Raw genomic sequence first — 23,227 nt, 5'->3', positions numbered from 1 at the left:
TCAAGCCTGTCATCCGTCAACTTACTATGCTCCATGCGCATCAGGGGGATAGGTGCGTGGCGGCGATTGTGATAACATCCGGCGGTTTCCAGGGCCACCCCGAGGGGTGGCCTATAACGTGCAGATCCGTGTCATAACTCGTTGATTTGTCGTAAGTCGTTGTCAGGCACTCTGCCGGCAGCGGCGAGCTTCGTTCGTCCCAAATGGATGTGACGAGGTTTCACCCGAAAAAGGAATCAGGCTTCTCATGGGCGAACTGGCCAAAGAAATCCTCCCGGTCAATATCGAAGACGAGCTGAAACAGTCCTACCTCGACTACGCGATGAGCGTAATTGTCGGTCGGGCACTGCCTGATGCGCGCGATGGCTTGAAGCCCGTGCACCGGCGTGTGCTGTTCGCGATGAGCGAGCTGGGTAACGACTGGAACAAGCCGTACAAGAAATCTGCCCGTGTTGTCGGTGACGTGATCGGTAAGTATCACCCTCACGGCGACACTGCGGTGTACGACACCATCGTTCGGATGGCCCAGCCGTTTTCCCTGCGCTACCTGCTGGTAGACGGCCAGGGCAACTTCGGTTCGGTCGACGGCGACAACGCTGCGGCCATGCGATACACCGAAGTGCGCATGACCAAGCTGGCGCACGAGCTGCTGGCCGACCTGCATAAAGAAACCGTGGACTGGGTGCCGAACTACGACGGCACCGAAATGATCCCGGCCGTCATGCCAACCAAGATCCCCAACCTGCTGGTCAACGGTTCCAGCGGTATCGCCGTGGGCATGGCCACCAACATCCCGCCGCACAACCTCGGTGAAGTCATCGACGGTTGCCTGGCCCTCATCGACAACCCCGAGCTGACCGTCGATGAGCTGATGCAATACATCCCCGGTCCGGACTTCCCGACCGCCGCGATCATCAACGGTCGCGCCGGCATCATCGAAGCCTACCGCACCGGTCGCGGCCGCATTTACATGCGCGCCCGCTCGATGATCGAAGACATCGACAAGGTCGGTGGCCGCCAGCAGATCGTCATCACCGAGCTCCCTTACCAGCTGAACAAGGCGCGTCTGATCGAGAAGATCGCCGAGCTGGTTAAAGAGAAGAAGCTGGAAGGCATCACCGAGCTGCGCGACGAGTCCGACAAAGACGGTATGCGCGTCGTGATCGAGCTGCGCCGTGGCGAAGTGCCTGAGGTGATCCTCAACAACCTCTATGCCCAGACCCAGCTGCAAAGCGTGTTTGGTATCAACGTGGTTGCACTGATCGATGGCCGCCCGCGCATCCTGAACCTCAAGGATCTGCTGGAAGCCTTCGTCCGTCACCGTCGCGAAGTCGTTACCCGCCGTACCGTGTTCGAACTGCGCAAGGCCCGCGAGCGCGGCCACATCCTGGAAGGCCAGGCGGTTGCGCTGTCGAACATCGACCCGGTGATCGCCCTGATCAAGGCTTCGCCGACCCCGTCGGAAGCTAAAGAAGCCCTGATCAAGATGCCGTGGGAGTCCAGCGCCGTGGTGGCGATGGTTGAACGTGCCGGCGCCGACTCGTGCCGTCCGGAGACCCTGGATCCGCAATACGGCCTGCGTGACGGCAAGTACTTCCTGTCGCCGGAACAGGCCCAGGCCATCCTGGAATTGCGCCTGCACCGCCTGACCGGTCTTGAGCACGAGAAGCTGCTGGCCGAGTACCAGGAGATCCTCAACCAGATCGGCGAGTTGATCCGCATCCTCAGCAGCGCCGTGCGCCTGATGGAAGTGATCCGCGAAGAACTGGAAGTGATCCGCGCCGAATACGGCGACGTGCGCCGCACCGAGATCCTCGACGCGCGCCTCGACCTGACCCTGGGTGACATGATCCCGGAAGAAGAGCGTGTGGTGACCATTTCCCACGGTGGCTATGCCAAGACCCAGCCGTTGGCGGCGTACCAGGCCCAGCGCCGTGGTGGTAAAGGTAAATCGGCTACCGGCGTCAAGGATGAGGACTACATTGCTCACCTGCTGGTCGCCAACAGTCACACCACGCTGCTGCTGTTCTCCAGCAAGGGCAAGGTGTACTGGCTGAAAACCTACGAAATCCCGGAAGCGTCGCGTGCCGCCCGTGGTCGTCCGCTGGTCAACCTGCTGCCGCTGGACAGTGATGAATACATCACCACCATGCTGCCGGTCGAGGAATACACCGAAGGTCACTTCATCTTCATGGCGACCGCCAAAGGCACCGTGAAGAAGACCCCGCTGGAATCCTTCAGCCGTCAACGCAGCGTGGGCCTGATCGCCCTGGAGCTGGACGAAGGCGACGTACTGATCTCCGCCGCCATCACCGATGGCGAGCGTGAAGTCATGCTGTTCTCCGACGGTGGCAAGGTGACGCGCTTCAAGGAATCCGACGTTCGTGCCATGGGCCGTACCGCCCGCGGTGTGCGCGGCATGCGCCTGCCGGAAGGGCAGAAGCTGATTTCGATGCTGATCCCGGAAGAAGGCAGCCAGATCCTCACCGCTTCCGAGCGCGGTTATGGCAAGCGTACGGCCATCAGCGAGTTCCCGGAGTACAAGCGTGGCGGCCAGGGCGTGATCGCCATGGTCAGCAACGACCGCAACGGCCGTCTGGTCGGCGCGGTCCAGGTGCTCGACGGCGAGGAAATCATGCTGATTTCCGACCAGGGCACCCTGGTGCGTACCCGTGTGGCTGAAGTGTCGAGCCTGGGCCGTAACACCCAGGGCGTGACCTTGATCAAGCTGGCCAAGGACGAAAAACTGGTCGGCCTGGAGCGTGTCCAGGAGCCGTCGGAAGTCGAAGGCGAAGAGCTGGAAGGCGAGGAATTTGAAGGCGAGGTGATCGCAGCAGGCGATGACAACGTCGACGAGCCAACCCTCGATGCTGCCGCAGACGAAGAAGAACCGCAGGAATAAGCGGACACACAGGGGGCGGATGAAGATTCGCCCCCTTGTTGTTTGTCCCTTATGAAATAAACGTCCTTTGGCTGGACGCGGTCAATGTGGGAGCTGGCTTGCCTGCGATGGCAGCGCCGCGGTATCACTGCGCTACCGAGGTGCCCTTATCGCAGGCAAGCCAGCTCCCACAAGGGTTCGCTCCCGATAAAGGTTGTTGCCGAATATGATTGCAGCCCCACCAGATCAGAGTGAGATTGGATGTGAGCAAGAGAGCCTATAACTTCTGTGCCGGTCCCGCGGCGCTTCCTGAAGCAGTCCTGCAGCGTGCGCAGGGTGAACTCCTCGACTGGCATGGAAAAGGCCTCTCCGTGATGGAAATGAGCCATCGCAGCGATGAGTTCGTGTCCATTGCCACCAAGGCCGAGCAGGATCTGCGCGACTTGCTGGGCATCCCCTCCCACTACAAAGTGCTGTTCCTGCAGGGCGGCGCGAGCCAGCAGTTCGCCCAGATCCCGCTGAACCTGCTGCCGGAAGACGGCACTGCCGACTACATCGACACCGGTATCTGGGGTCAGAAAGCCATTGAAGAGGCCTCCCGCTACGGTCACGTCAATGTGGCGGGCACCGCCAAGCCTTACGATTACTTTGCCATTCCCGGCCAGAACGAGTGGAAGCTGTCGAAGGACGCCGCCTACGTGCATTACGTAGCGAACGAAACCATCGGCGGCCTGGAATTCGACTGGGTACCGGAAGTCGGCGACGTTCCGCTGGTGTGCGACATGTCTTCTGACATCCTTTCGCGCCCGATCGATGTGTCCAAGTACGGCATGATCTACGCGGGTGCGCAGAAGAACATCGGCCCGAGCGGCATCCTGGTCAACATCATCCGCGAAGACCTGCTGGGGCGTGCCCGTTCGCTGTGCCCGACCATGCTCAACTACAAGGTCGCGGCTGATAACGGCTCGATGTACAACACCCCGCCGGCGTTCGCCTGGTACCTGTCCGGCCTGGTCTTCGAGTGGCTGAAAGAGCAGGGCGGCGTCGCCGCCATGGGCAAGCTCAACGAAGAGAAGAAGCGCACCCTGTACGACTTCATCGACGCCAGCGGCCTGTACAGCAACCCGATCAACCTGACCGACCGCTCGTGGATGAACGTGCCGTTCCGCCTGGCTGACGATCGCCTGGACAAGCCATTCCTGGCCGGTGCCGACGAGCGCGGCCTGCTGAACCTCAAGGGCCACCGTTCGGTCGGTGGCATGCGCGCCTCCATCTACAACGCTGTCGACATCAATGCCATCAAGGCGCTGATTGCCTACATGGCAGAGTTCGAAAAGGAACACGGCTAATGTCTGAGCAAGAACTCAAGGCCCTGCGCGTACGCATTGACAGCCTGGACGAGAAAGTCCTGGAACTGATCAGTGAGCGCGCGCGGTGCGCCCAGGAAGTGGCACGCGTGAAGATGGCGTCCCTGGCGGAAGGTGAAGTGCCGGTGTTCTACCGGCCTGAGCGTGAAGCCCAGGTGCTCAAGCGCGTGATGGAACGCAACAAGGGCCCGTTGGGCAACGAAGAGATGGCGCGGTTGTTCCGTGAAATCATGTCCTCGTGCCTGGCGCTGGAGCAGCCGCTGAAAGTGGCTTATCTGGGCCCTGAGGGCACCTTCACCCAAGCGGCGGCCATGAAGCACTTCGGTCACGCAGTGATCAGCAAGCCCATGGCGGCGATCGACGAAGTGTTCCGTGAAGTGGCAGCCGGCGCGGTGAATTTTGGCGTGGTGCCGGTGGAAAACTCCACCGAAGGCGCGGTCAACCACACGCTGGACAGCTTCCTCGAGCACGATATGGTGATCTGCGGCGAAGTCGAGTTGCGTATCCACCACCACCTGTTGGTGGGCGAGAACACCAAGACCGACAGCATCAGCCGTATCTATTCCCACGCCCAGTCCCTGGCCCAGTGCCGCAAGTGGCTGGATGCGCATTACCCGAATGTCGAGCGCGTGGCGGTCGCCAGCAACGCCGAAGCGGCCAAGCGGGTCAAGGGTGAATGGAACTCGGCGGCCATCGCCGGTGATATGGCGGCGGGCCTGTACGGCTTGACGCGCCTGGCCGAGAAAATAGAGGACCGCCCGGACAACTCCACGCGCTTCCTGATGATCGGCAGCCAGGAAGTGCCGCCGACCGGCGACGACAAGACTTCGATCATCGTCTCCATGAGCAACAAGCCCGGCGCGCTGCATGAACTGCTGGTGCCGTTCCACGACAACGGGATTGACCTGACGCGCATCGAGACTCGTCCTTCGCGCAGCGGTAAATGGACTTACGTGTTCTTTATCGACTTCATCGGCCATCACCGCGACCCATTGGTCAAAGGCGTGCTCGAGAAAATCAGTCAGGAAGCCGTCGCACTCAAGGTGCTGGGCTCTTACCCGAAAGCGGTTCTGTGAGGCGTTAACATGAGTGGCAACTTCCTCGCCCTGGCTCAGCCGGGCGTGCAACAACTGTCGCCTTACGTTCCGGGCAAGCCTGTGGACGAGCTGGCGCGTGAGTTGAACCTGGATCCGTCCAAAATCGTCAAGTTGGCGAGCAACGAGAACCCGCTGGGCCCTAGCCCTAAAGTGCTGGCGGCGATCCGTGAAGAGTTGGCTGAGCTGACCCGCTATCCCGATGGCAACGGCTTTGCGCTCAAGTCCCTGCTGGCGGAGAAGTGCCGGGTCGAGCTGAACCAAGTGACCCTGGGTAACGGTTCCAACGATATTCTTGAGCTGGTCGGTCGTGCCTACCTGGCGCCGGGCCTGAACGCGGTGTTCAGTGAACATGCGTTCGCGGTCTATCCGATCGTGACCCAGGCGGTCGGCGCTGACGCGCGCATTATTCCTGCGAAGGAATGGGGTCATGACCTGCCGGCCATGCTGGCGGCCATCGACGCACAGACCCGTGTGGTGTTTATCGCCAACCCGAACAACCCGACCGGCACCTGGTTCGACGCTCAGGCGCTGAACGACTTCCTGCAAGACGTGCCTGAGCACGTGCTGGTGGTGCTGGACGAGGCGTACATCGAATACGCCGAAGGCAGCGACCTGCCGGACGGCCTGGATTTCCTGGCCGCCTACCCGAACCTGCTGGTCTCGCGCACCTTCTCCAAGGCTTACGGTCTGGCGTCGCTGCGGGTCGGCTACGGTTTGTCCAGCGCGGTCGTCGCTGACGTGCTGAATCGCGTGCGCCAGCCGTTCAACGTCAACAGCCTCGCCCTGGCGGCGGCCTGTGCGGCGGTGAAGGATGCCGAGTACCTGGAAGAAGGCCGTCGCATCAACGAAAGCGGCATGTTGCAGTTGCAGCAAGGCTTCCGTGAGCTGGGCCTGGGCTGGATTCCATCCAAGGGCAACTTCATCTGCGTCGACCTCGGCCAAGTGGCTGCCCCGGTCTTCCAGGGCCTGCTGCGCGAAGGCGTGATCGTGCGTCCGGTGGCCAACTACGGCATGCCGAACCACCTGCGCATCACCATCGGTTTGCCGGCTGAAAACAGCCGCTTCCTGGAGGCGTTGGCCAAGGTTCTGGCTCGTGGTTGATGTCACTGCATTGCAACCTGCTGTGCCTATGATCGGTCGCCTGGTGGTGGTCGGTCTGGGGTTGATCGGCGGCTCTTTCGCCAAAGGCCTGCGTGAAAGCGGGCTGTGCGGCGAAGTAGTCGGTGTGGACCTGGACCCGCAATCGCGCACGTTGGCGGTTGAGTTGGGGGTGGTGGATCGTTGTGAGGCGGACCTGGCGCTCGCGTGCCAGGGCGCTGACGTGATCCAGCTGGCCGTGCCGATCCTGGCCATGGAGAAGTTGCTGGCCGTGTTGGCGGGCATGGACCTGGGCCAGGCGATCCTGACGGATGTCGGCAGTGCCAAGGGCAATGTGGTGCGTGCGGCGCAACAGGCGTTTGGCGGCATGCCCGCGCGCTTCGTGCCGGGCCATCCGATTGCTGGTTCCGAGCAGAGCGGGGTGGAAGCGTCGAATGCGCAGCTGTTCCGTCGCCACAAAGTCATCCTGACGCCGCTTGCGCAAACCGACCCGGCCGCGTTGGCGGTGGTGGATCGTCTGTGGCGTGAGCTGGGGGCGGATGTCGAGCACATGCAGGTCGAGCGTCACGACGAAGTGCTGGCGGCGACCAGCCATTTGCCGCATTTGCTCGCATTTGGCCTGGTGGACTCGCTGGCCAAGCGCAACGAAAACCTTGAGATTTTCCGTTACGCCGCCGGTGGCTTCCGCGATTTCACGCGGATTGCCGGCAGCGATCCGGTGATGTGGCACGACATCTTCCTCGCCAATCGCGAAGCGGTGTTGCGCACCCTGGACACCTTCCGCAGTGACCTCGACGCCTTGCGCGACGCGGTCGATGCCGGAGATGGCCACCAATTATTGGGCGTGTTCACCCGTGCGCGGGTGGCGCGTGAGCATTTCAGCAAGATCCTGGCGCGCCGGGCCTACATGGAAACCGCTGTGAACACCGATGACCTGACCTTCCTCGCCAATCCGGGCGGCCGCTTGAGCGGACGCATTCGGGTGCCGGGTGACAAGTCGATCTCCCATCGGTCGATCATGCTGGGTTCGTTGGCCGAGGGTGTGACTGAGGTCGAAGGTTTCCTCGAAGGCGAGGACGCCTTGGCGACGTTGCAGGCGTTTCGTGACATGGGCGTGGTGATTGAAGGGCCGCACCATGGGCGCGTGACCATCCATGGCGTGGGGTTGCATGGCTTGAAGCCGGCACCGGGGCCGATCTACCTGGGTAACTCCGGTACGTCGATGCGCCTGCTGTCCGGTTTGCTGGCCGCGCAGCGCTTCGACAGTGTGCTGACGGGCGACGCGTCCCTGTCCAAGCGCCCGATGAATCGCGTGGCCAAGCCTCTGCGGGACATGGGCGCGGTGATCGAGACGGGGCCGGAAGGGCGTCCGCCGCTGACTATTCGGGGTGGTCAGGCGTTGAAAGGCCTGACTTACGCCATGCCGATGGCCAGTGCCCAGGTCAAGTCCTGCCTGTTGCTGGCGGGGTTGTATGCCGAGGGCAAGACCGCCGTGACCGAACCGGCACCGACCCGTGACCATACCGAGCGCATGTTGCGCGGTTTTGGTTACCCGGTGGCCGTGGAGGGCGCGACGGCTTCGCTGGAGTCGGGTCATGCCTTGATCGCCACCCATATAGAAGTGCCGGGGGATATTTCCTCCTCCGCATTTTTCCTGGTGGCGGCGTCGATCGCCGAGGGTTCCGAGCTTTTGCTGGAGCACGTGGGGGTCAATCCGACGCGTACCGGGGTGATCGAGATCCTGCGGCTGATGGGGGCGGATATCACCCTGGAAAATCAGCGCGAAGTCGGCGGCGAGCCTGTGGCGGACTTGCGGGTGCGTGCGGCGTCATTGAAGGGGATCGAGATTCCCGAAGCGCTGGTGCCGTTGGCCATCGATGAGTTCCCGGTGCTGTTCGTCGCGGCGGCCTGCGCCGAAGGGCGGACCGTGTTGCGTGGGGCGCAAGAGCTGCGCGTGAAGGAGTCCGACCGTATTCAGGTCATGGCCGATGGTCTGCTGGCACTGGGGGTGAAGTGTGAACCGACCCCTGATGGGATTATCATTGACGGTGGCCTGATGGGCGGTGGTGACGTGCACGCCCATGGCGATCACCGGATTGCCATGGCGTTCAGCGTAGCTTCCCTACGGGCGGCGGCGCCGATTCGTATCCATGACTGCGCCAATGTTGCTACGTCTTTTCCGAACTTTCTTACACTGTGTGCCCAAGTCGGCATCCGTGTTGCCCAAGAGGCTCAATTGTGAATATCAAAGCACCGGTGATTACCATCGACGGGCCAAGCGGCTCGGGCAAAGGCACGATCGCCGGCATCCTGGCCAAGCGCCTGGGCTGGTGCCTGCTGGATTCCGGCGCGCTGTACCGCCTGCTGGCATTTGCCGCTCGCAACCATGGCGTCGACCTGACCAACGAAGAATCCCTGAAGCTGCTGGCGGCGCACCTGGATGTGCAGTTCGTCGGCGCGACGGAAGGTCATCCCCAGCGCATCATCCTCGAAGGGGATGATGTGACGGATGACCTGCGTAACGAACAAGTCGGTTCCTGGGCTTCCCAGGTTGCCGCGCTGCCGGCCGTGCGTGATGCGCTGCTGCAGCGCCAGCGGGCATTTCAGGAGCCGCCGGGCCTGGTGGCTGATGGCCGTGACATGGGAACCGTGGTGTTTCCCGAGGCGCCCTTGAAGATTTTCCTGACCGCCAGCGCCGAGGAGCGGGCTCGCCGCCGTTACTTGCAGTTGAAGGGCAAAGTCGATGGTGTTAGTCTGTCGAGTCTGCTAGATGAGATCCGTGCACGCGATGAGCGTGATACCCAGCGCGCAGTAGCCCCGCTTAAACCGGCGGCTGATGCCATACAGCTGGATTCCACGGAGTTGTCCATCGAGCAGGTGCTGGAACGCATCATGAGTGAGATCGCCATTCGCGATATCGCCGGGTGACCAAGAAGGCCGCAGGGGACCAGTCATAGTCCTGCGGTGGCTTCTTTTAACTGAAACTGACCCACACCGTCTGGGGTGTGGAGATGGGCGTATTCTTCGCCCTTATCAACAGGAATTAAAATGAGCGAAAGCTTTGCGGAACTCTTTGAAGAAAGCCTAAAAACCCTGAACCTTCAGGCAGGCTCCATCATCACCGGTGTTATCGTTGATATCGATTACCAAGCTCGCTGGGTAACCGTTCACGCTGGTCTGAAGTCTGAAGCTCTGATCCCGCTGGAACAGTTCTACAACGATGCTGGTGATCTGACAATCAATGTCGGTGACGAAGTTCACGTTGCTCTGGACTCGGTTGAAGACGGTTTCGGTGAAACCAAGCTGTCCCGTGAAAAAGCCAAGCGCGCTGAATGCTGGATTGTTCTCGAAGCAGCCTTCGCAGCTGAAGAAGTGGTCAAGGGCGTTATCAACGGTAAGGTTAAAGGCGGCTTCACTGTCGACGTTAACGGCATCCGTGCGTTCCTGCCAGGTTCTTTGGTCGACGTTCGTCCAGTGCGCGACACCACGCACCTGGAAGGCAAAGAACTCGAATTCAAGGTCATCAAACTCGACCAGAAACGCAACAACGTTGTCGTTTCCCGTCGCAGCGTCCTGGAAGCAGAGAACTCCGCCGAGCGTGAAGCTCTGCTGGAATCCCTGCAGGAAGGCCAGCAAGTCAAAGGTATCGTCAAAAACCTCACCGACTACGGCGCATTCGTCGACCTGGGTGGCGTGGATGGCCTGCTGCACATTACCGACATGGCTTGGAAGCGCATCAAGCATCCTTCCGAAATCGTCAACGTTGGCGACGAGATCGATGTCAAGGTTCTGAAATACGATCGCGAACGCAACCGTGTTTCCCTGGGCCTGAAGCAACTGGGTGAAGATCCATGGGTCGCTATCAAAGCCCGTTACCCAGAAAGCACTCGCGTCACCGCACGTGTTACCAACCTGACCGACTACGGCTGCTTCGCTGAGCTGGAAGAAGGCGTTGAAGGCCTGGTACACGTTTCCGAAATGGACTGGACCAACAAAAACATCCACCCTTCGAAAGTCGTACAAGTCGGCGACGAAGTGGAAGTTATGGTTCTGGACATCGACGAAGAGCGTCGTCGTATCTCCCTCGGCATCAAGCAGTGCAAATCTAACCCATGGGAAGATTTCTCTGGCCAGTTCAACAAGGGCGATAAAATCTCCGGCACCATCAAGTCGATCACCGATTTCGGTATCTTCATTGGTCTGGACGGCGGCATCGACGGCCTGGTTCACCTGTCCGACATCTCCTGGAACGAAGTGGGCGAAGAAGCTGTTCGTCGTTTCAAGAAGGGCGACGAGCTGGACACCGTTATCCTGTCGGTTGACCCAGAGCGCGAGCGTATCTCCCTGGGTATCAAGCAACTGGAAAGCGACCCGTTCTCTGAATACGTTCAGGACAACGACAAAGGCGCAATCGTTAAAGGCATCGTGAAAGAAGTTGACGCTAAAGGCGCCATCATCACTCTTGCCGACGATATCGAAGCGACTCTGAAAGCCTCCGAAATCAGCCGTGACCGCGTTGAAGACGCGCGTAACGTTCTGAAAGAAGGCCAGGAAGTAGAAGCCAAGATCATCAGCGTTGACCGCAAGAGCCGTGTAATCCAGCTCTCCATCAAGTCGAAAGACGATGCTGAAGAGAAAGAAGCCATCCAAAGCTTGAAAGACAAGCCTTCGGATAGCATCGCTGCTGGTCCTACCACTCTGGGCGACCTGTTGCGTGCGCAAATGGAAAAACAGAACTAAGTTCTGTCAGACCATAGAAAAAGGGCGACTTCGGTCGCCCTTTTTTGTGCCTGAAATTTATTGAATCAACAACCGAGAACCAGGGCGTATAGCTCACTGTCAGAACTGACTATAGTCTTAACAAAAACGCGTTCAGCGTGGTTGCTTCAATAAGGATATGAATGAACAGGCTTATCGTAATAGTCGCAGTGCTCATGCTCGCAGGCTGCTCTGCCACCAGCGCCAAGACCCACGCCAAGCGCGGCGTCAGCGGCATTGAGGTCGATTGCTCAGGGCTGGGTAACAAGTGGGAGAAGTGCGAGAAGCGAGCGGCCCGCGAATGCAAGTTGCAGGGCTACAAGGTCATCACCCGGTCCAGCGACGCGAAGGACGAGGAGGGTGACTATCCTTTCGGCTGGAACCCCGCCGGCGCGGTAACGCGAACCATGCTGGTGATCTGTAATTAAGGTATAAGTGCGTCCCCCTGTGCAGCTGTCTAGCTTAATGGTGTCGGGGTGCCTAATTTATTGTGTCGATAGAGACTTGGTGTCGTGGTGATCATGAAGATTAATATGGCCTCCCATTCAGGAGGAGGTGCTCGCGCTGGGGGGCTGTCAACGTCAGAAGGTCGGGTTTGGTGTGAGGTTGTATGCGAAATATTTTAGTGGTAGGGGCCTCAGGCCATGCCAAAGTGATCTTGGATATAGTCGAAAAACAAGGGCTATATACAGTTCTAGGGCTGATTGATTCATTTAGGCCTGTTGGACAGGAGGTGCTTGGTTATTCTGTTATTGGAGGCGAGTCTGACCTTCCGGAAATTTTGACTAACTACGAAATCGAGGGGGTGATTGTCGGTATCGGCGATAACGGCGTCCGCGCTGAGGTGAGTGACCGGATTTCCACGATGTGCCCCCAATTGCCATTCGTTTGTGCTATCCACCCAAGTGCGACAGTTGGTAAGGGGGTAAGTATTGGGGAGGGTACAGTGATCATGGCTGGGGCTGTCGTGAATGCCTGTAGCACCGTAGGTCGATTTTGCATAATCAACACTTTGGCCGGATTGGATCACGACTCGATAATGGCTGATTTTTCTAGCTTGGCCCCAGGCGTTACTACCGGAGGCAATTGCAAAATTGGTACATATTCTGCGATAGGTATAGGTGCTAGCGTGAGTCATGGGGTGACCATTGGTGAGCACGCGGTAATTGGTGCGAAATCCATGGTGTTGGTTGATATAGACGCATATTCGGTGGCTTACGGGGTGCCTGCCAGAAGAGTCAGATCTCGAAAAAAATCAGAAAAATATCTTTAATGTTCCGATTTTTACTGTTTGGCACAATACATGCTTGTGATAATGGGCGTCCGAAATAAGTCAGCGCTGGACTGTTCAAAATCATTGCGTCATGCTAAAACCTTCTGATCGCTTTTCCTAGCTGCTTGAAAAAGAAGGGAAAAATATGACGAAGTCGGAGTTGATCGAACGAATTGTCACCCATCAAGGGCTGCTTTCATCCAAGGATGTAGAATTGGCCATCAAGACAATGCTCGAGCAGATGTCCCAATGCTTGGCTACCGGTGATCGAATAGAAATTCGTGGATTCGGAAGTTTTTCGTTGCATTATCGCGCACCCCGGGTTGGTCGTAATCCAAAAACGGGACAGTCTGTCAGCCTCGATGGTAAATTCGTACCCCATTTCAAGCCGGGCAAGGAACTGCGCGACCGTGTGAATGAAGACGAAGAAGACGTCTGATTGTGTCTTTTTTTTGGGGGGGGGAGGCTAATGCGTAGGTTGAAGAGTTTTGCACAAGTTTTGCTAATTTTGATCATTTTTATAATGGTTTTGGGTTTTGTGCTTGAAAACCAGCAAGCAGTTACGCTGTTTTTTGGAGGGTGGGTGGCGCCGCAGGCACCTGCTTCATTCTATATCGTTGGCGCGCTTATCGTTGGTATGGTTATAGGGCCGGTACTTAGCTTGCTTGTTCGGCGTAGGCATGAGTAACTCGCTTTCATTCCTGATGGCGATTTTAAATTGCATGGGAGTGGTGTTAACGTTAAACGCTTTGTTTGATAGGGCTGCGGGCGCTTTACGTTAGATCTGTTGATCGGCAGCATATCTTTGAGCTGTAACGTTGGGCTGGCCCGATACAAAAAGCCCTATTTCGCTGCAACTGTAGCGTGGCGGTTTGCGATCATATCTCTCAATTGAGATAATGGGCGGCGCGAATAGCGCGATCATGGCTGCAAAGTTCGACCATAGCATCGATTTTGGTCATTTTCTGATTCGTCAACTTTGCAATAACCTCACAAGCGTATAAGCGCTTGACATTTTTTACAAGTAGATGAATTTTCGTGACTAGCACCCACCTCCCGCCCCTCGTTGTCGATCTTGACGGGACGCTGTTGCGTTCTGATTTGCTTCTTGAGACCGGTATCGCGTTTTTGCGTAACAGGCCTCTTCAAGTGTTGAGCCCTTTAATTTGGCTTTTTAGGGGCAAAGCTTATTTGAAGAAAAAGTTAGCTGAGGCTGTGGATATCGATGTTAGCGTGCTGCCATATAATATGGAAGTTATTGCGTTAATAAAAGCTGAGCGAATAAGAGGTCGTAAAATAGTATTGGCTACCGCCAGCTATTATACATTGGCTGAAAGTATCTCAAAAGAGTTGGAGCTGTTTGATCTCGTATTGGCCACAGATGGGGAGTGCAATCTTTCAGGTCATCGAAAAAGAGACGCTTTAATTGAGCGCTTTGGTGAGCAGGGTTATGATTATGTTGGTAACGCCAATGAGGACCTTGCTGTATGGGCGTCTGCTCAATCTGCTTATGTAGTCAATCCCGGTAGAGGGGTTGAGCGTAGGGCTCGGTTGCAGGGAAATGTTAAGTGTGTATTTAATTCAAATGCTGCAGGGCTTAAGGATTGGCTTAGAGCGATAAGGTTGCATCAGTGGGTTAAAAATGCATTGGTCTTCGTGCCGCTACTGGCGGCCCACCAGTTGACTAATCCGCCTCTACTTTGGCAGGGCGTTCTGGCATTTTTGCTCTTTGGTTTGTGCGCGTCCAGTGTTTATATTTTGAATGATTTGCTGGATTTAGCTGATGACCGGCATCACGCGTCTAAATGCCATCGTGCATTTGCTGCCGGACATCTTTCTATAAGTGCTGGTCTAATTACTTTTCCAGTTCTGCTGCTCAGTGCATTTGCGGGTGCATATTTATGGTTGCCCTTGCAGTTTTCTGGCGTATTAGCAGCCTACTACGGATTGACGCTTGCATATTCTCTATATCTAAAGCGTAAGATGGGTGTGGATGTAATTGCACTTGCTATTCTATACACAATACGTATTATTGCTGGTACTTTTGCAATGAGCATGCAGTTGACCTTCTGGATGTTAGCATTCTCGATGTTTATGTTCCTTAGTTTGGCTTTGGTTAAGCGATACGCTGAGCTTAAAGATGCCGTTCGAAAAGGTCATGAGCATAAAACTCGTGGTCGCGGTTATTATCCAGCTGATCTGGAAATGATATCCTCTTTAGGTGCATCTTCAGGCTACTTGGCCGTGATGGTGCTGGCGCTTTATATTCATGATCAGTCTACTATTGGACTATATTCTCGCCCACAGGTAATTTGGTTAGCGTGCCCGTTGCTCTTATTTTGGATTACCCGTGTTTGGATGCTAAGTCACCGAGGTGAGATGCATGACGATCCTGTTGTTTTTGCTATAAAGGATCGCGTAAGTTTAATAGTGGGAGCATTATTTGGCTTAGTCTTCTGGGTGGCTGCATGAATCGTCAGTTATCTTCTTGGGGGCGATTTCCTTATGCGCCGCAAACGGCAGATACCTGTCATTGGCGTCATGAAGTGCCTAGTAAACTCTGCTCACTTGTATCAACGCAAGGATCAACATTGCCCTATGGGAATGGGCGTAGCTACGGAGACAGTTGTTTAGCGGCCAGTGATCACGTGCTTAGTCTTCGATCCCTTGACAGATTTATTCAAGTCGATTGGCAGCGAGGTCGTGTGGTCGCTGAGGCCGGGGTTACATTAGCGCAAATTCTGGAAATATCCATCCCTAGAGGTTGGTTTCTGGCCGTCGCACCGGGAACTCAACTTGCCACTTTAGGTGGGGCTATAGCTAATGATGTCCACGGTAAAAATCATCATGTAAGAGGTACATTCGGAAACTATCTAATTTCGATGGGGCTGTTGCGTCACCGCGAGGAGGTCGTAACATGCTCCGCCTCGCAGAACACGGAACTCTATTCCGCCACCATCGGGGGGCTGGGTCTGACTGGTATAATACTGTGGGCGGAAATACAGCTTATACCAATTTTGTCCAGCCAGATTGATAGTGTAACTGTACGATTCGGTAGCCTTGAGGAGTTTTTTAGTTTGTCCGCCGAGCTTGACGCTAAACATGAATATAGTGTTGCTTGGATAGATTGTCTCTCCAAAGGAAGCCAAGTCGGTCGAGGGGTCTTCATCGTTGGTGACCATGCGCATTATGGTTCATTAATTGAGAAAGAACGGACTCAATTGGTGATGCCCTTTTCTCCCCCGATATCCTTAATCAACAAGGCATCACTTCGAGTTTTCAACGAGGTATATTGGCGATTGCACCCGTCAGAACGAGCATTGCGAAGAAATAGCTACGAGTCGTTCTTTTTTCCTTTAGATCGCATTAATAACTGGAATCGCATCTACGGCCGAAAGGGATTTCAGCAGTACCAGTGCGTTATTCCTGAGGCTGTTGCCCCGCGCGTAATGGGGGAGGTGCTCAGAGTGATATCTTCATCTGGGCAAGGGTCATTCCTTGCGGTGCTAAAGCGGTGTGGTGAAATCGTCTCGCCAGGCATATTGTCGTTTCCTATGAAAGGCACCTCTCTGGCGTTAGACTTTCCGCAAAACACGCAGCTTGCCTCACTTTTTGAGCGTCTGGACTCTATGGTGCATGAAGCCGGAGGGCGCCTTTACCCCGCGAAAGATGCTCATATGAAGGGCTGCGACTTCCGCCGTGCGTATCCTGCGTGGCAGCAGCTCGAAGTTCTACGTGACCCCACTCTGATGTCCCGCTTTTGGAAAAGAGTTATCGAATGAAACGAATTTTGATCGTCGGTGCCACATCGGCAATAGCTACTGCTTGTGCTCGCCTTTGGGCTGCTAAAGGAGGGCAATTTTTTCTAGTTGCTCGCGATGCTGAAAAGCTGGAGCAGACGGCATCCGACTTAATGGCAAGAGGTGCAAAGTCTGTAACCACATATGAGATGGATGCCACTGATTTTTCGGCACATTCCCCTATGATAGCAAGTTGCATTGGCCTGATGCATCAGATTGATATCGCTTTGATAGCTCACGGGACGCTCCCAGACCAAAAAGAGTGTGAGAAAAATGTAGATGTTGCGCTACGCGAGTTCACAAGCAACGGATTGTCTGTAATTGCTTTACTAATAAGACTTTCTCAACAATTTAAAATTCAACGATGTGGCACTATCGCAGTTATTTCTTCTGTGGCAGGAGACCGAGGAAGGCCAACAAATTATCTGTATGGCGCTTCGAAGTCTGCGGTTTCTACATTTTGCGAAGGGTTACGGGCAAGTCTTTATAAGGTCGGTGTTCATGTCATGGACATCAAGCCAGGTTTTGTTGCTACGCCTATGACCCAAGGGCTCGCACTACCAAAATTACTGGTCAGTGCACCTGAGACAATAGCAAAGCTAATTGTTGAAGGTGTAAAGCGCAAAATGAACATTCTGTACGCTCCTGGTTTTTGGGCTGTGATCATGTTCATCATTCGAAATATCCCACAAACGATCTTCAAAAGGCTCAACCTGTGAGCTCGGGAATGTTTCTTTCAGGCTGGCGTTATAAGACTATTGTGCTATCGGTTATTTTTTCGGCCATAGGGTATTTAGGAGTATCCCTCTGGGGTGGCTGGGATGGTGTAATTAGCGCCTTTGGCAAGGTTGGTGTGTTCGGTATTCTAGCTGCCCTACTGATGTCATCCATCAACTATATATTACGATTCCTGCGTTGGAGCATGTACTTGAGGGTCCTCGGGCAAGATATACCTTGGGAAAGTAACTTAAAGATTTATCTAGCCGGATTTGCTATGACTACGACGCCTGGACGGGCAGGAGAGGCGTTACGTGGTGTTCTACTCAAACCATGGGGTGTGCCTTATACCAAGAGTTTCGCAGCATTTTTCAGTGAGCGTCTTTCAGACCTGATCGCTATTTTGGGAATGACCCTTTTCGGTTTGTCGCAGTATTCCGACGCAAAAAATATCATTCTTGGTGGCGGGGGGTTAATAATTATTGGATTGGTTTTATTGTCTAATCCCAAACTTATCATAAAGGTAGTTAATGTCGCGAGTGATCGTTATCGCATGCCTCTAAAGTTTTTCCGACATTTATGTGATGTTCTTGCTGAAGCTCAACGATGCCACCGCCCTATTATTCTAATTGGTGCGACTTTGCTAGGTGTGTTGGCGTGTAGTGCAGAAGCAATAGCTTTTTATTGGATATTGAATTGGTTAGGTGGCGATATATCTCTTCCATTTGCAATATTTGTTTATGCAACAGCGCTGTTGGCAGGTGCCTTAAGTTTCCTGCCTGGTGGGTTGGGTGGCACCGAGGCGGTAATGGTGGGGCTGTTAATTGCAAAAGGAATGCCACATACGGATGCCATTGCTGCGACTATCTTGATAAGATTGTGCACGCTTTGGTTCTCGACCACCGTTGGGGTTGGCGCGCTAATTAATAGTAAGCAAAACCCGTCAGCTGCTTAGAATGCGAAATGATAAATAATAGTCTTTAAATGGCAGCAAGAGTGAGCTCTCTCATTTCTAATGTCTCAGGTTTATTTCATGAATTACAATCAAAAAGTATATGCGAGTTCAATAGTGAATCGTACAGAGGTGGCGGTAAATTTTACATGGGCGCCATGGATTGTATTTTTGGCTGCGGTTTTGTTACAGATCTTAGCGTTTGACCCTCTGATAGGTATTTATGATGAGGGGCTAATCGTAACGGGCGCTGAGCTGATTTCTAGCGGTAAGCTGCCATATCGTGATTTTTGGACGATGTATGGTCCGGCACAATTTTACCTTACATCCTGGGGGTTTGATGTATTCGGACACGCCGACTTGGTGGTGCGTGCAATAGGGATAGTTTCTAAAGCTCTTATTGTAAGCGTGTCTTATTCTCTTGTAGCGCTGCTTTCTCCGCGTGTTCATGCTGCAATAGCAGCGGCTGTTATTCTATTTTTACTGATTGCGGCTCGACAAGATGCTTTTCCAGTTTTTCCCGCCGTTGCGTTCTCTCTGCTATCCATTCTGTGGGTGGTAAAGGGCTTCAACCGAAATGGAAAGTATTTATTCTTCGCTGGGTTGTCGACAGCGGTGGTGATTGCTTTTAGGCATGATTTAGGCGCTTATAACGCGTTAGCAGTTGTTGTTAGTCTGTTTGTAGCGAATTTGTCAGTGACGAATTCGAGTATTTATTTGACAGTTAAAAAAACATTTATTCAATCATCTTGCTATGGTGCCGGTATTGTTCTAATACTTGTTCCAATCCTGTCAGCGTTGCTATATTTCGTGCCTTTGTATGATTTGAATGAAAATCTAATCCAGATCCCCTCAAAGATATATCCACATGTTCGTTCGTTGCCATTTCCAACGTTAGATGATTTTTTAATATCCAAGCAGATTTCGATTTATGTCGTTTATGCTCCATTTGTTGCGTTGCTATGGGCATTCGCTGCGGAGATCCATAGCCGCGCAAGTCGCAGCAGCGTTGTCGCCGCGATCTGGGTTCCACTTGTGATTATTACGTGCGCCTTATTTATAATAAAAGGGTTGGTCAGAACTCAGTTTCTACACATGGTGCAGTCATTGGTTTTTGTAGTTGTATTAATAGCGTTTTATGTTGGGAAGATTAGGTTGAGTTCGGGCGTGGCTAAGCTTGTGTTGGTTCCAGGGCTTCTGGTTTTATTGCTCTTAATGGGCTCCCAAATACGTCAGGGTGGTAAAGAGATTGTTCAGGGAGTTAAAGATATTGTTAAAGGGCGATCAGTTGTGCTGGGTAATTGTTTTTCGCCTCCATTGCCATCGCTTCGTTGCATAGGCGTTGATGAGAATTATCTTAAAGCGGCAAAGTACGTTATCGAACATACAGAACCTAATGACAAGATTTATGTGGGTGTGGCACAGCACAGGAAGCTATTTCTCAATGCTGTTTCTTTCTACTTTATGGTAGGTCGCCAACCTGTCACTAAATGGTATGATTTGCATCCCGGTGTGCAAACTCAAGAGAGAATTCAACGTTTAATGATAAGTGAAATGGAAGGCGCGCCTCCAAAGTTGATTGTACTTGATGATCAATGGGATCAGATAATGGAACCTAATGATTCGCGCTTTGCGACAGGTTCTGGGCTACTCGATAGCTATATTCGTGATAAGTACAAACCTATACAGCGCTTCGGAACTATTGAGCTGTGGGCGCTTCGATAACAATATTGGCCCGCATTCTATTTTGAAGAATCACTGGTTCACATACGTCGCCTTTCAGAGAGATGAGCGATAATCATAATTAATTGGAGTATGGCATGGGGCAGCGTGTAGCGGTTCTTGGGGCGGGTCCCATGGGTTTGGCAACAGCATACCAACTTGTTAGGGATGGTCATCATCCCGTGCTTTTCGAGGCCGGCGAGCGCGTAGGTGGTATGGCCGCCTCTTTCGATTTTTCCGGTTTGGAGATTGAACGGTACTATCATTTTCATTGTATTTCTGATCATGCATTTTTGAACGTGCTTAATGAGTTAGATTTAAGTGAAAGAATGCAATGGGTCGAGACCAAAATGGGGTACTGGTTTGAAAATCGCTTACAGCCATGGGGCAATCCATTGGCGTTGCTGAAATTTCGTGGGCTGAGCTTTACCGCTAAATTTAGATATGGACTCCACGCGTTCTTATGTACTAAGCGGAAAGACTGGCGGCCTCTGGATAACATAGAGGCCAGTGGTTGGATTCGTCGCTGGGTCGGTCAAGAGGCATGGGAGGTACTATGGCGTCGCCTTTTTGATTTTAAGTTTTATGGCTATGGAGGCAACCTATCCGCTGCTTGGATTTGGAGTCGGATACGTCGTATTGGTAATTCACGCTACAGCCTGTTCAAAGAAAAATTGGGCTATTTGGAAGGCGGGTCAGATACTTTATTAAACTCAATGAAGGCGTATATAGAGAGTAATGGTGGTGAAGTGCGCCTTGACTCAGCTGTTAATAAGGTGGTGCTAGGTGATGGCGCTGTACTCGGGGTCGAAGTGGCTGGCCAATTCGAGTCATTTGATAAAGTGATCAGCACTGTTCCGCTACCATACGTTTCTAAGCTCATCCCGGATTTGCCAGCGGATATTATAGGTCAGTTTGAAGCGCTGAAAAATATCGCGGTCGTATGTGTTGTCGCAAAATTGAGTAAGCCAGTGACAGAGAATTTTTGGCTTAATATAAATGATCCTGATATGGATATTCCCGGTCTCGTCGAGTATAGCAACTTACGCCCGCTAAGCAGTCATATCGTTTACGTACCTTTTTATGTTCCCGGCGAACATCCTTTATTTTTGGAGCCCGATCAGAACTTTCTCGATAAGGTCCGGAAATATATTAAAAAAATTAATCCTTCGCTTCGGGATGAGGACTTTATTGACTTGCGCGCAAGTCGGTACAGGTTCGCACAGCCTATCTGCGAACCGGGTCACTTGAGTAAGTTGCCCCCAGTGTCACTACCGGTAAAAGGGCTTTGGGTTGCTGATACCTCATACTACTATCCTGAGGATAGGGGTATATCAGAGAGCATAGATTTCGGTAGAACGATTGCTAGGAACGTTACATCATCGGAAGTGTAAGCGTATCGGGACGTAGCATAAATCTTTTGATCGTCGTCGGGGGGGGGGGCGGGGGTGCAGCAGGCTCATGCTGGATCGAGGATTATGCTTGGGTACTGGATGCTGGTATCGGAATTTTTTGGAGTCAAGACTATTTGCAGTTGTCCGAGTGATCGTGCCTACCCTTGATGATGCTGTTCGGCTTCAGACCATCAGTGAAGCGAGCATCTTTCAATTGTATACTGCGAGCTCATGCTTTTGAGAGCAGGTGAATAAGAGGCCCGTTTTTGTGCTCGCACGTTTAGCTTTTGAGCGGTATAGAGCGTGCAGAGGGTGCGATACCGCGATGGATGCTCCTAGACACGCAAGCCAAGACGCATGCCAATATGAGCGAGGGCGCGACTGTCGACATGGCTATTTGCTCGTAGCAGAATGCCTCGTACTTCCTGCGGTGAAGGTCTTGATGAGATGTACGTGCAGGCAGGTAGTGATGAATCGATATTATCGATGTATGCGTCTGTCGAATCGCCAGAACAGCGTAGTAATTGGTCACCCGTAATGCTTAAAAATCAAGATTTCCTGTGCATTCGTTCATTCATATGTACAAGCATGACAGTTCACCGCTGGCACGCCGCACGCGTGGTGTCAACCGCTTGGTTTCTTCCGGTGGTAACCAATGCCGAGGAGCAGAACCATCGGATTATTAAGTGGCCCAGTCCGGTGAGGCTCATAGCAGATCACGTAGCCGTTTCATTTTTTCAGCTGTTCTCAACGGCCTCAATAGTGTTTTCATGCCTGTGGCAGTAAAGAACGAATTATCGACTGGTTGGTTTTTTCAACGATCGGCAGTAGCGGGTGGGCCTGCCATTGAGCAGTATTTCATGCAGTGGCTGAGTCTCGGCTAGTCGGCCTTGGTCTATTGTTCTCAGGAATTAGGCGCTAAATCCTTGAACTGTAGCGTCCCTGTGTCTGGTTAGCCGAGTCGTGCCAAGACACATGCCGCAATTTACCTATATTTTTTGGGATGCAAATGTTGATAAAAGTGCTTTCAGTTTTTGGAACTCGCCCGGAGGCCATCAAAATGGCCCCTCTCGCATTGAAGCTGGCGGCAGATGAACGTTTCGATTCGCGAGTATGCGTCACAGCACAGCATCGTCAGATGCTCGACCAGGTGCTGGACTTGTTCGAGCTAGAACCTGACTACGACTTGGACATCATGAAGCCCGGGCAGGACCTTTCCGATATCACCACCAGCATCCTTTTGGGCATGAAGAAGGTTTTCAACGCTTTCATGCCTGACATCGTTTTGGTGCATGGAGATACGGCAACCACCTTTGCCACCGCGTTGGCGGCCTACTATCAGAAGATTCCAGTTGCTCACGTTGAGGCAGGGCTGAGGACTGGGAATCTCTATTCGCCTTGGCCTGAGGAGGCGAACCGGAAGCTGACCGGAGCCCTAGCAGCCTTGCATTTCGCGCCTACCGAGAACTCAGCCCGAAACCTCTTCAACGAAGGGGTCCGCAGCGACATTGTCCATGTGACCGGCAATACAGTTATTGATGCACTGTTGGATGTTGTGAAAAAACTTGATAGCGATTCTGAATTGAAAAGGCGGTTCGAAGAGCAATTCGCTTTTTTGGATAAAGAAAGGAGAGTCGTGCTCGTAACCGGGCACCGCCGGGAGAGCTTTGGCGGCGGTTTTGAAAGAATCTGTACAGCGTTAGCTGAAACCGCACGAGCTTTTCCTGATGTTGAAATCGTTTACCCTGTGCATCTTAATCCTAATGTTCGGGAGCCTATAAACAGATTGTTGTCTGGTATCGACAACATTCACCTGATAGAGCCTCTGGATTATTTGCCGTTTGTTTATCTGATGAATCGCGCCTACTTGATTCTGACTGATTCGGGCGGGATACAAGAAGAGGCACCGTCGCTGGGTAAGCCTGTCTTGGTGATGCGAGAAACCACAGAGCGTCCTGAGGCGGTCGATGCTGGAACGGTCAAGCTCGTGGGGACAGATGTCGCCGCAATTACAGAGGGGTTGGCGCGGTTACTGGTGGATCAGTGTTTCTACGAGGAAATGTCTTACGCGCACAATCCTTACGGAGATGGTGAGGCGTGTAGTAGAATTGTCAATATCTTATTTCAGCATCTAGAAAAGCGTGCTTAACGAAAATCAAGGATATTTA

Annotated in this window: 18 protein-coding genes; all 18 read left to right on the top strand. The window is 53.5% G+C overall.

Annotation, left to right across the window (positions count from 1 at the left end):
- Window positions 1–247: 247 nt before the first annotated feature.
- Window positions 248–2,902: a DNA gyrase subunit A gene (gene gyrA, locus QCBJ_RS12135; RefSeq protein WP_046035074.1), complete on the top strand. Its 2,655-nt coding sequence runs from the start codon at window positions 248–250 to the stop codon at window positions 2,900–2,902.
- 242 nt (window positions 2,903–3,144) lie between these two features.
- On the top strand, window positions 3,145–4,230 hold the full coding sequence (gene serC, locus QCBJ_RS12130; protein WP_012722929.1) for a 3-phosphoserine/phosphohydroxythreonine transaminase: 1,086 nt from the start codon (window positions 3,145–3,147) through the stop codon (window positions 4,228–4,230).
- Window positions 4,230–5,324: a prephenate dehydratase gene (pheA, locus tag QCBJ_RS12125; protein ID WP_102060901.1), complete on the top strand. Its 1,095-nt coding sequence runs from the start codon at window positions 4,230–4,232 to the stop codon at window positions 5,322–5,324. Before serC ends, pheA begins: the two co-directional genes overlap by 1 nt.
- 9 nt (window positions 5,325–5,333) lie before the next feature.
- Window positions 5,334–6,446 carry a histidinol-phosphate transaminase gene (gene hisC / locus QCBJ_RS12120; RefSeq protein ID WP_012722930.1) on the top strand — a complete coding sequence of 371 codons (1,113 nt, stop codon included), beginning with the start codon at window positions 5,334–5,336 and terminating at the stop codon, window positions 6,444–6,446.
- A 28-nt stretch (window positions 6,447–6,474) separates the two neighbouring features.
- Window positions 6,475–8,685: a bifunctional prephenate dehydrogenase/3-phosphoshikimate 1-carboxyvinyltransferase gene (locus QCBJ_RS12115; protein WP_043204980.1), complete on the top strand. Its 2,211-nt coding sequence runs from the start codon at window positions 6,475–6,477 to the stop codon at window positions 8,683–8,685.
- Window positions 8,682–9,371: a (d)CMP kinase gene (gene cmk, locus QCBJ_RS12110; RefSeq protein WP_012722932.1), complete on the top strand. Its 690-nt coding sequence runs from the start codon at window positions 8,682–8,684 to the stop codon at window positions 9,369–9,371. The genes QCBJ_RS12115 and cmk overlap by 4 nt, the downstream gene beginning before the upstream one ends.
- A 120-nt stretch (window positions 9,372–9,491) precedes the next feature.
- Window positions 9,492–11,183, top strand: a complete 1,692-nt coding sequence (gene rpsA / locus QCBJ_RS12105; RefSeq protein WP_012722933.1) for a 30S ribosomal protein S1 — start codon at window positions 9,492–9,494, stop codon at window positions 11,181–11,183.
- Between the two features lie 161 nt (window positions 11,184–11,344).
- On the top strand, window positions 11,345–11,629 hold the full coding sequence (locus tag QCBJ_RS12100) for a hypothetical protein (protein WP_102060900.1): 285 nt from the start codon (window positions 11,345–11,347) through the stop codon (window positions 11,627–11,629).
- Window positions 11,630–11,811: 182 nt separating this feature from the next.
- A complete protein-coding gene (locus tag QCBJ_RS12095; RefSeq protein WP_102060899.1) occupies window positions 11,812–12,474 on the top strand; it encodes an acetyltransferase in 663 nt (220 codons plus the stop codon).
- A gap of 145 nt (window positions 12,475–12,619) precedes the next feature.
- Window positions 12,620–12,913, top strand: coding sequence for an integration host factor subunit beta (gene ihfB / locus QCBJ_RS12090; protein WP_102060898.1), 294 nt, complete (start codon window positions 12,620–12,622; stop codon window positions 12,911–12,913).
- Between the two features lie 30 nt (window positions 12,914–12,943).
- On the top strand, window positions 12,944–13,162 hold the full coding sequence (locus QCBJ_RS12085; protein WP_102060947.1) for a lipopolysaccharide assembly protein LapA domain-containing protein: 219 nt from the start codon (window positions 12,944–12,946) through the stop codon (window positions 13,160–13,162).
- Between the two features lie 350 nt (window positions 13,163–13,512).
- A complete protein-coding gene (locus QCBJ_RS12080; RefSeq protein ID WP_102060897.1) occupies window positions 13,513–14,946 on the top strand; it encodes a UbiA family prenyltransferase in 1,434 nt (477 codons plus the stop codon).
- Window positions 14,943–16,256: an FAD-binding oxidoreductase gene (locus QCBJ_RS12075; protein ID WP_102060896.1), complete on the top strand. Its 1,314-nt coding sequence runs from the start codon at window positions 14,943–14,945 to the stop codon at window positions 16,254–16,256. Before QCBJ_RS12080 ends, QCBJ_RS12075 begins: the two co-directional genes overlap by 4 nt.
- On the top strand, window positions 16,253–16,993 hold the full coding sequence (locus QCBJ_RS12070; RefSeq protein WP_102060895.1) for an SDR family oxidoreductase: 741 nt from the start codon (window positions 16,253–16,255) through the stop codon (window positions 16,991–16,993). The genes QCBJ_RS12075 and QCBJ_RS12070 overlap by 4 nt, the downstream gene beginning before the upstream one ends.
- Window positions 16,990–17,946 (top strand): lysylphosphatidylglycerol synthase transmembrane domain-containing protein, encoded by a 957-nt coding sequence (locus QCBJ_RS12065; protein ID WP_102060894.1) that lies wholly within the window; start codon window positions 16,990–16,992, stop codon window positions 17,944–17,946. The genes QCBJ_RS12070 and QCBJ_RS12065 overlap by 4 nt, the downstream gene beginning before the upstream one ends.
- Window positions 17,947–18,024: 78 nt before the next feature.
- A complete protein-coding gene (locus QCBJ_RS12060) occupies window positions 18,025–19,668 on the top strand; it encodes a hypothetical protein (RefSeq protein ID WP_145994226.1) in 1,644 nt (547 codons plus the stop codon).
- A gap of 95 nt (window positions 19,669–19,763) precedes the next feature.
- Window positions 19,764–21,059 (top strand): NAD(P)/FAD-dependent oxidoreductase, encoded by a 1,296-nt coding sequence (locus QCBJ_RS12055; RefSeq protein ID WP_102060892.1) that lies wholly within the window; start codon window positions 19,764–19,766, stop codon window positions 21,057–21,059.
- Window positions 21,060–22,068: 1,009 nt separating this feature from the next.
- Window positions 22,069–23,208, top strand: a complete 1,140-nt coding sequence (wecB, locus tag QCBJ_RS12050; RefSeq protein WP_122748553.1) for a non-hydrolyzing UDP-N-acetylglucosamine 2-epimerase — start codon at window positions 22,069–22,071, stop codon at window positions 23,206–23,208.
- Window positions 23,209–23,227: the final 19 nt, after the last annotated feature.

This window comes from Pseudomonas sp. QC2 (assembly GCF_002859085.1).
GTDB classification, from domain to species: domain Bacteria; phylum Pseudomonadota; class Gammaproteobacteria; order Pseudomonadales; family Pseudomonadaceae; genus Aquipseudomonas; species Aquipseudomonas petroselini.
Note: the sequence above shows the minus strand (reverse complement) of the source record. Positions and strands in the feature narration are given on the sequence as shown.

Coding starts and splice junctions, on each gene's coding strand:
- gyrA (WP_046035074.1), top strand. CDS start 248: ATGGGCGAACTGGCCAAAGAAATCCTCCCGGTCAATATCGAAGACGAG.
- pheA (WP_102060901.1), top strand. CDS start 4,230: ATGTCTGAGCAAGAACTCAAGGCCCTGCGCGTACGCATTGACAGCCTG.
- hisC (WP_012722930.1), top strand. CDS start 5,334: ATGAGTGGCAACTTCCTCGCCCTGGCTCAGCCGGGCGTGCAACAACTG.
- QCBJ_RS12115 (WP_043204980.1), top strand. CDS start 6,475: ATGATCGGTCGCCTGGTGGTGGTCGGTCTGGGGTTGATCGGCGGCTCT.
- rpsA (WP_012722933.1), top strand. CDS start 9,492: ATGAGCGAAAGCTTTGCGGAACTCTTTGAAGAAAGCCTAAAAACCCTG.
- QCBJ_RS12100 (WP_102060900.1), top strand. CDS start 11,345: ATGAACAGGCTTATCGTAATAGTCGCAGTGCTCATGCTCGCAGGCTGC.
- QCBJ_RS12095 (WP_102060899.1), top strand. CDS start 11,812: ATGCGAAATATTTTAGTGGTAGGGGCCTCAGGCCATGCCAAAGTGATC.
- ihfB (WP_102060898.1), top strand. CDS start 12,620: ATGACGAAGTCGGAGTTGATCGAACGAATTGTCACCCATCAAGGGCTG.
- QCBJ_RS12085 (WP_102060947.1), top strand. CDS start 12,944: ATGCGTAGGTTGAAGAGTTTTGCACAAGTTTTGCTAATTTTGATCATT.
- QCBJ_RS12075 (WP_102060896.1), top strand. CDS start 14,943: ATGAATCGTCAGTTATCTTCTTGGGGGCGATTTCCTTATGCGCCGCAA.
- QCBJ_RS12070 (WP_102060895.1), top strand. CDS start 16,253: ATGAAACGAATTTTGATCGTCGGTGCCACATCGGCAATAGCTACTGCT.
- QCBJ_RS12060 (WP_145994226.1), top strand. CDS start 18,025: ATGAATTACAATCAAAAAGTATATGCGAGTTCAATAGTGAATCGTACA.
- QCBJ_RS12055 (WP_102060892.1), top strand. CDS start 19,764: ATGGGGCAGCGTGTAGCGGTTCTTGGGGCGGGTCCCATGGGTTTGGCA.
- wecB (WP_122748553.1), top strand. CDS start 22,069: ATGTTGATAAAAGTGCTTTCAGTTTTTGGAACTCGCCCGGAGGCCATC.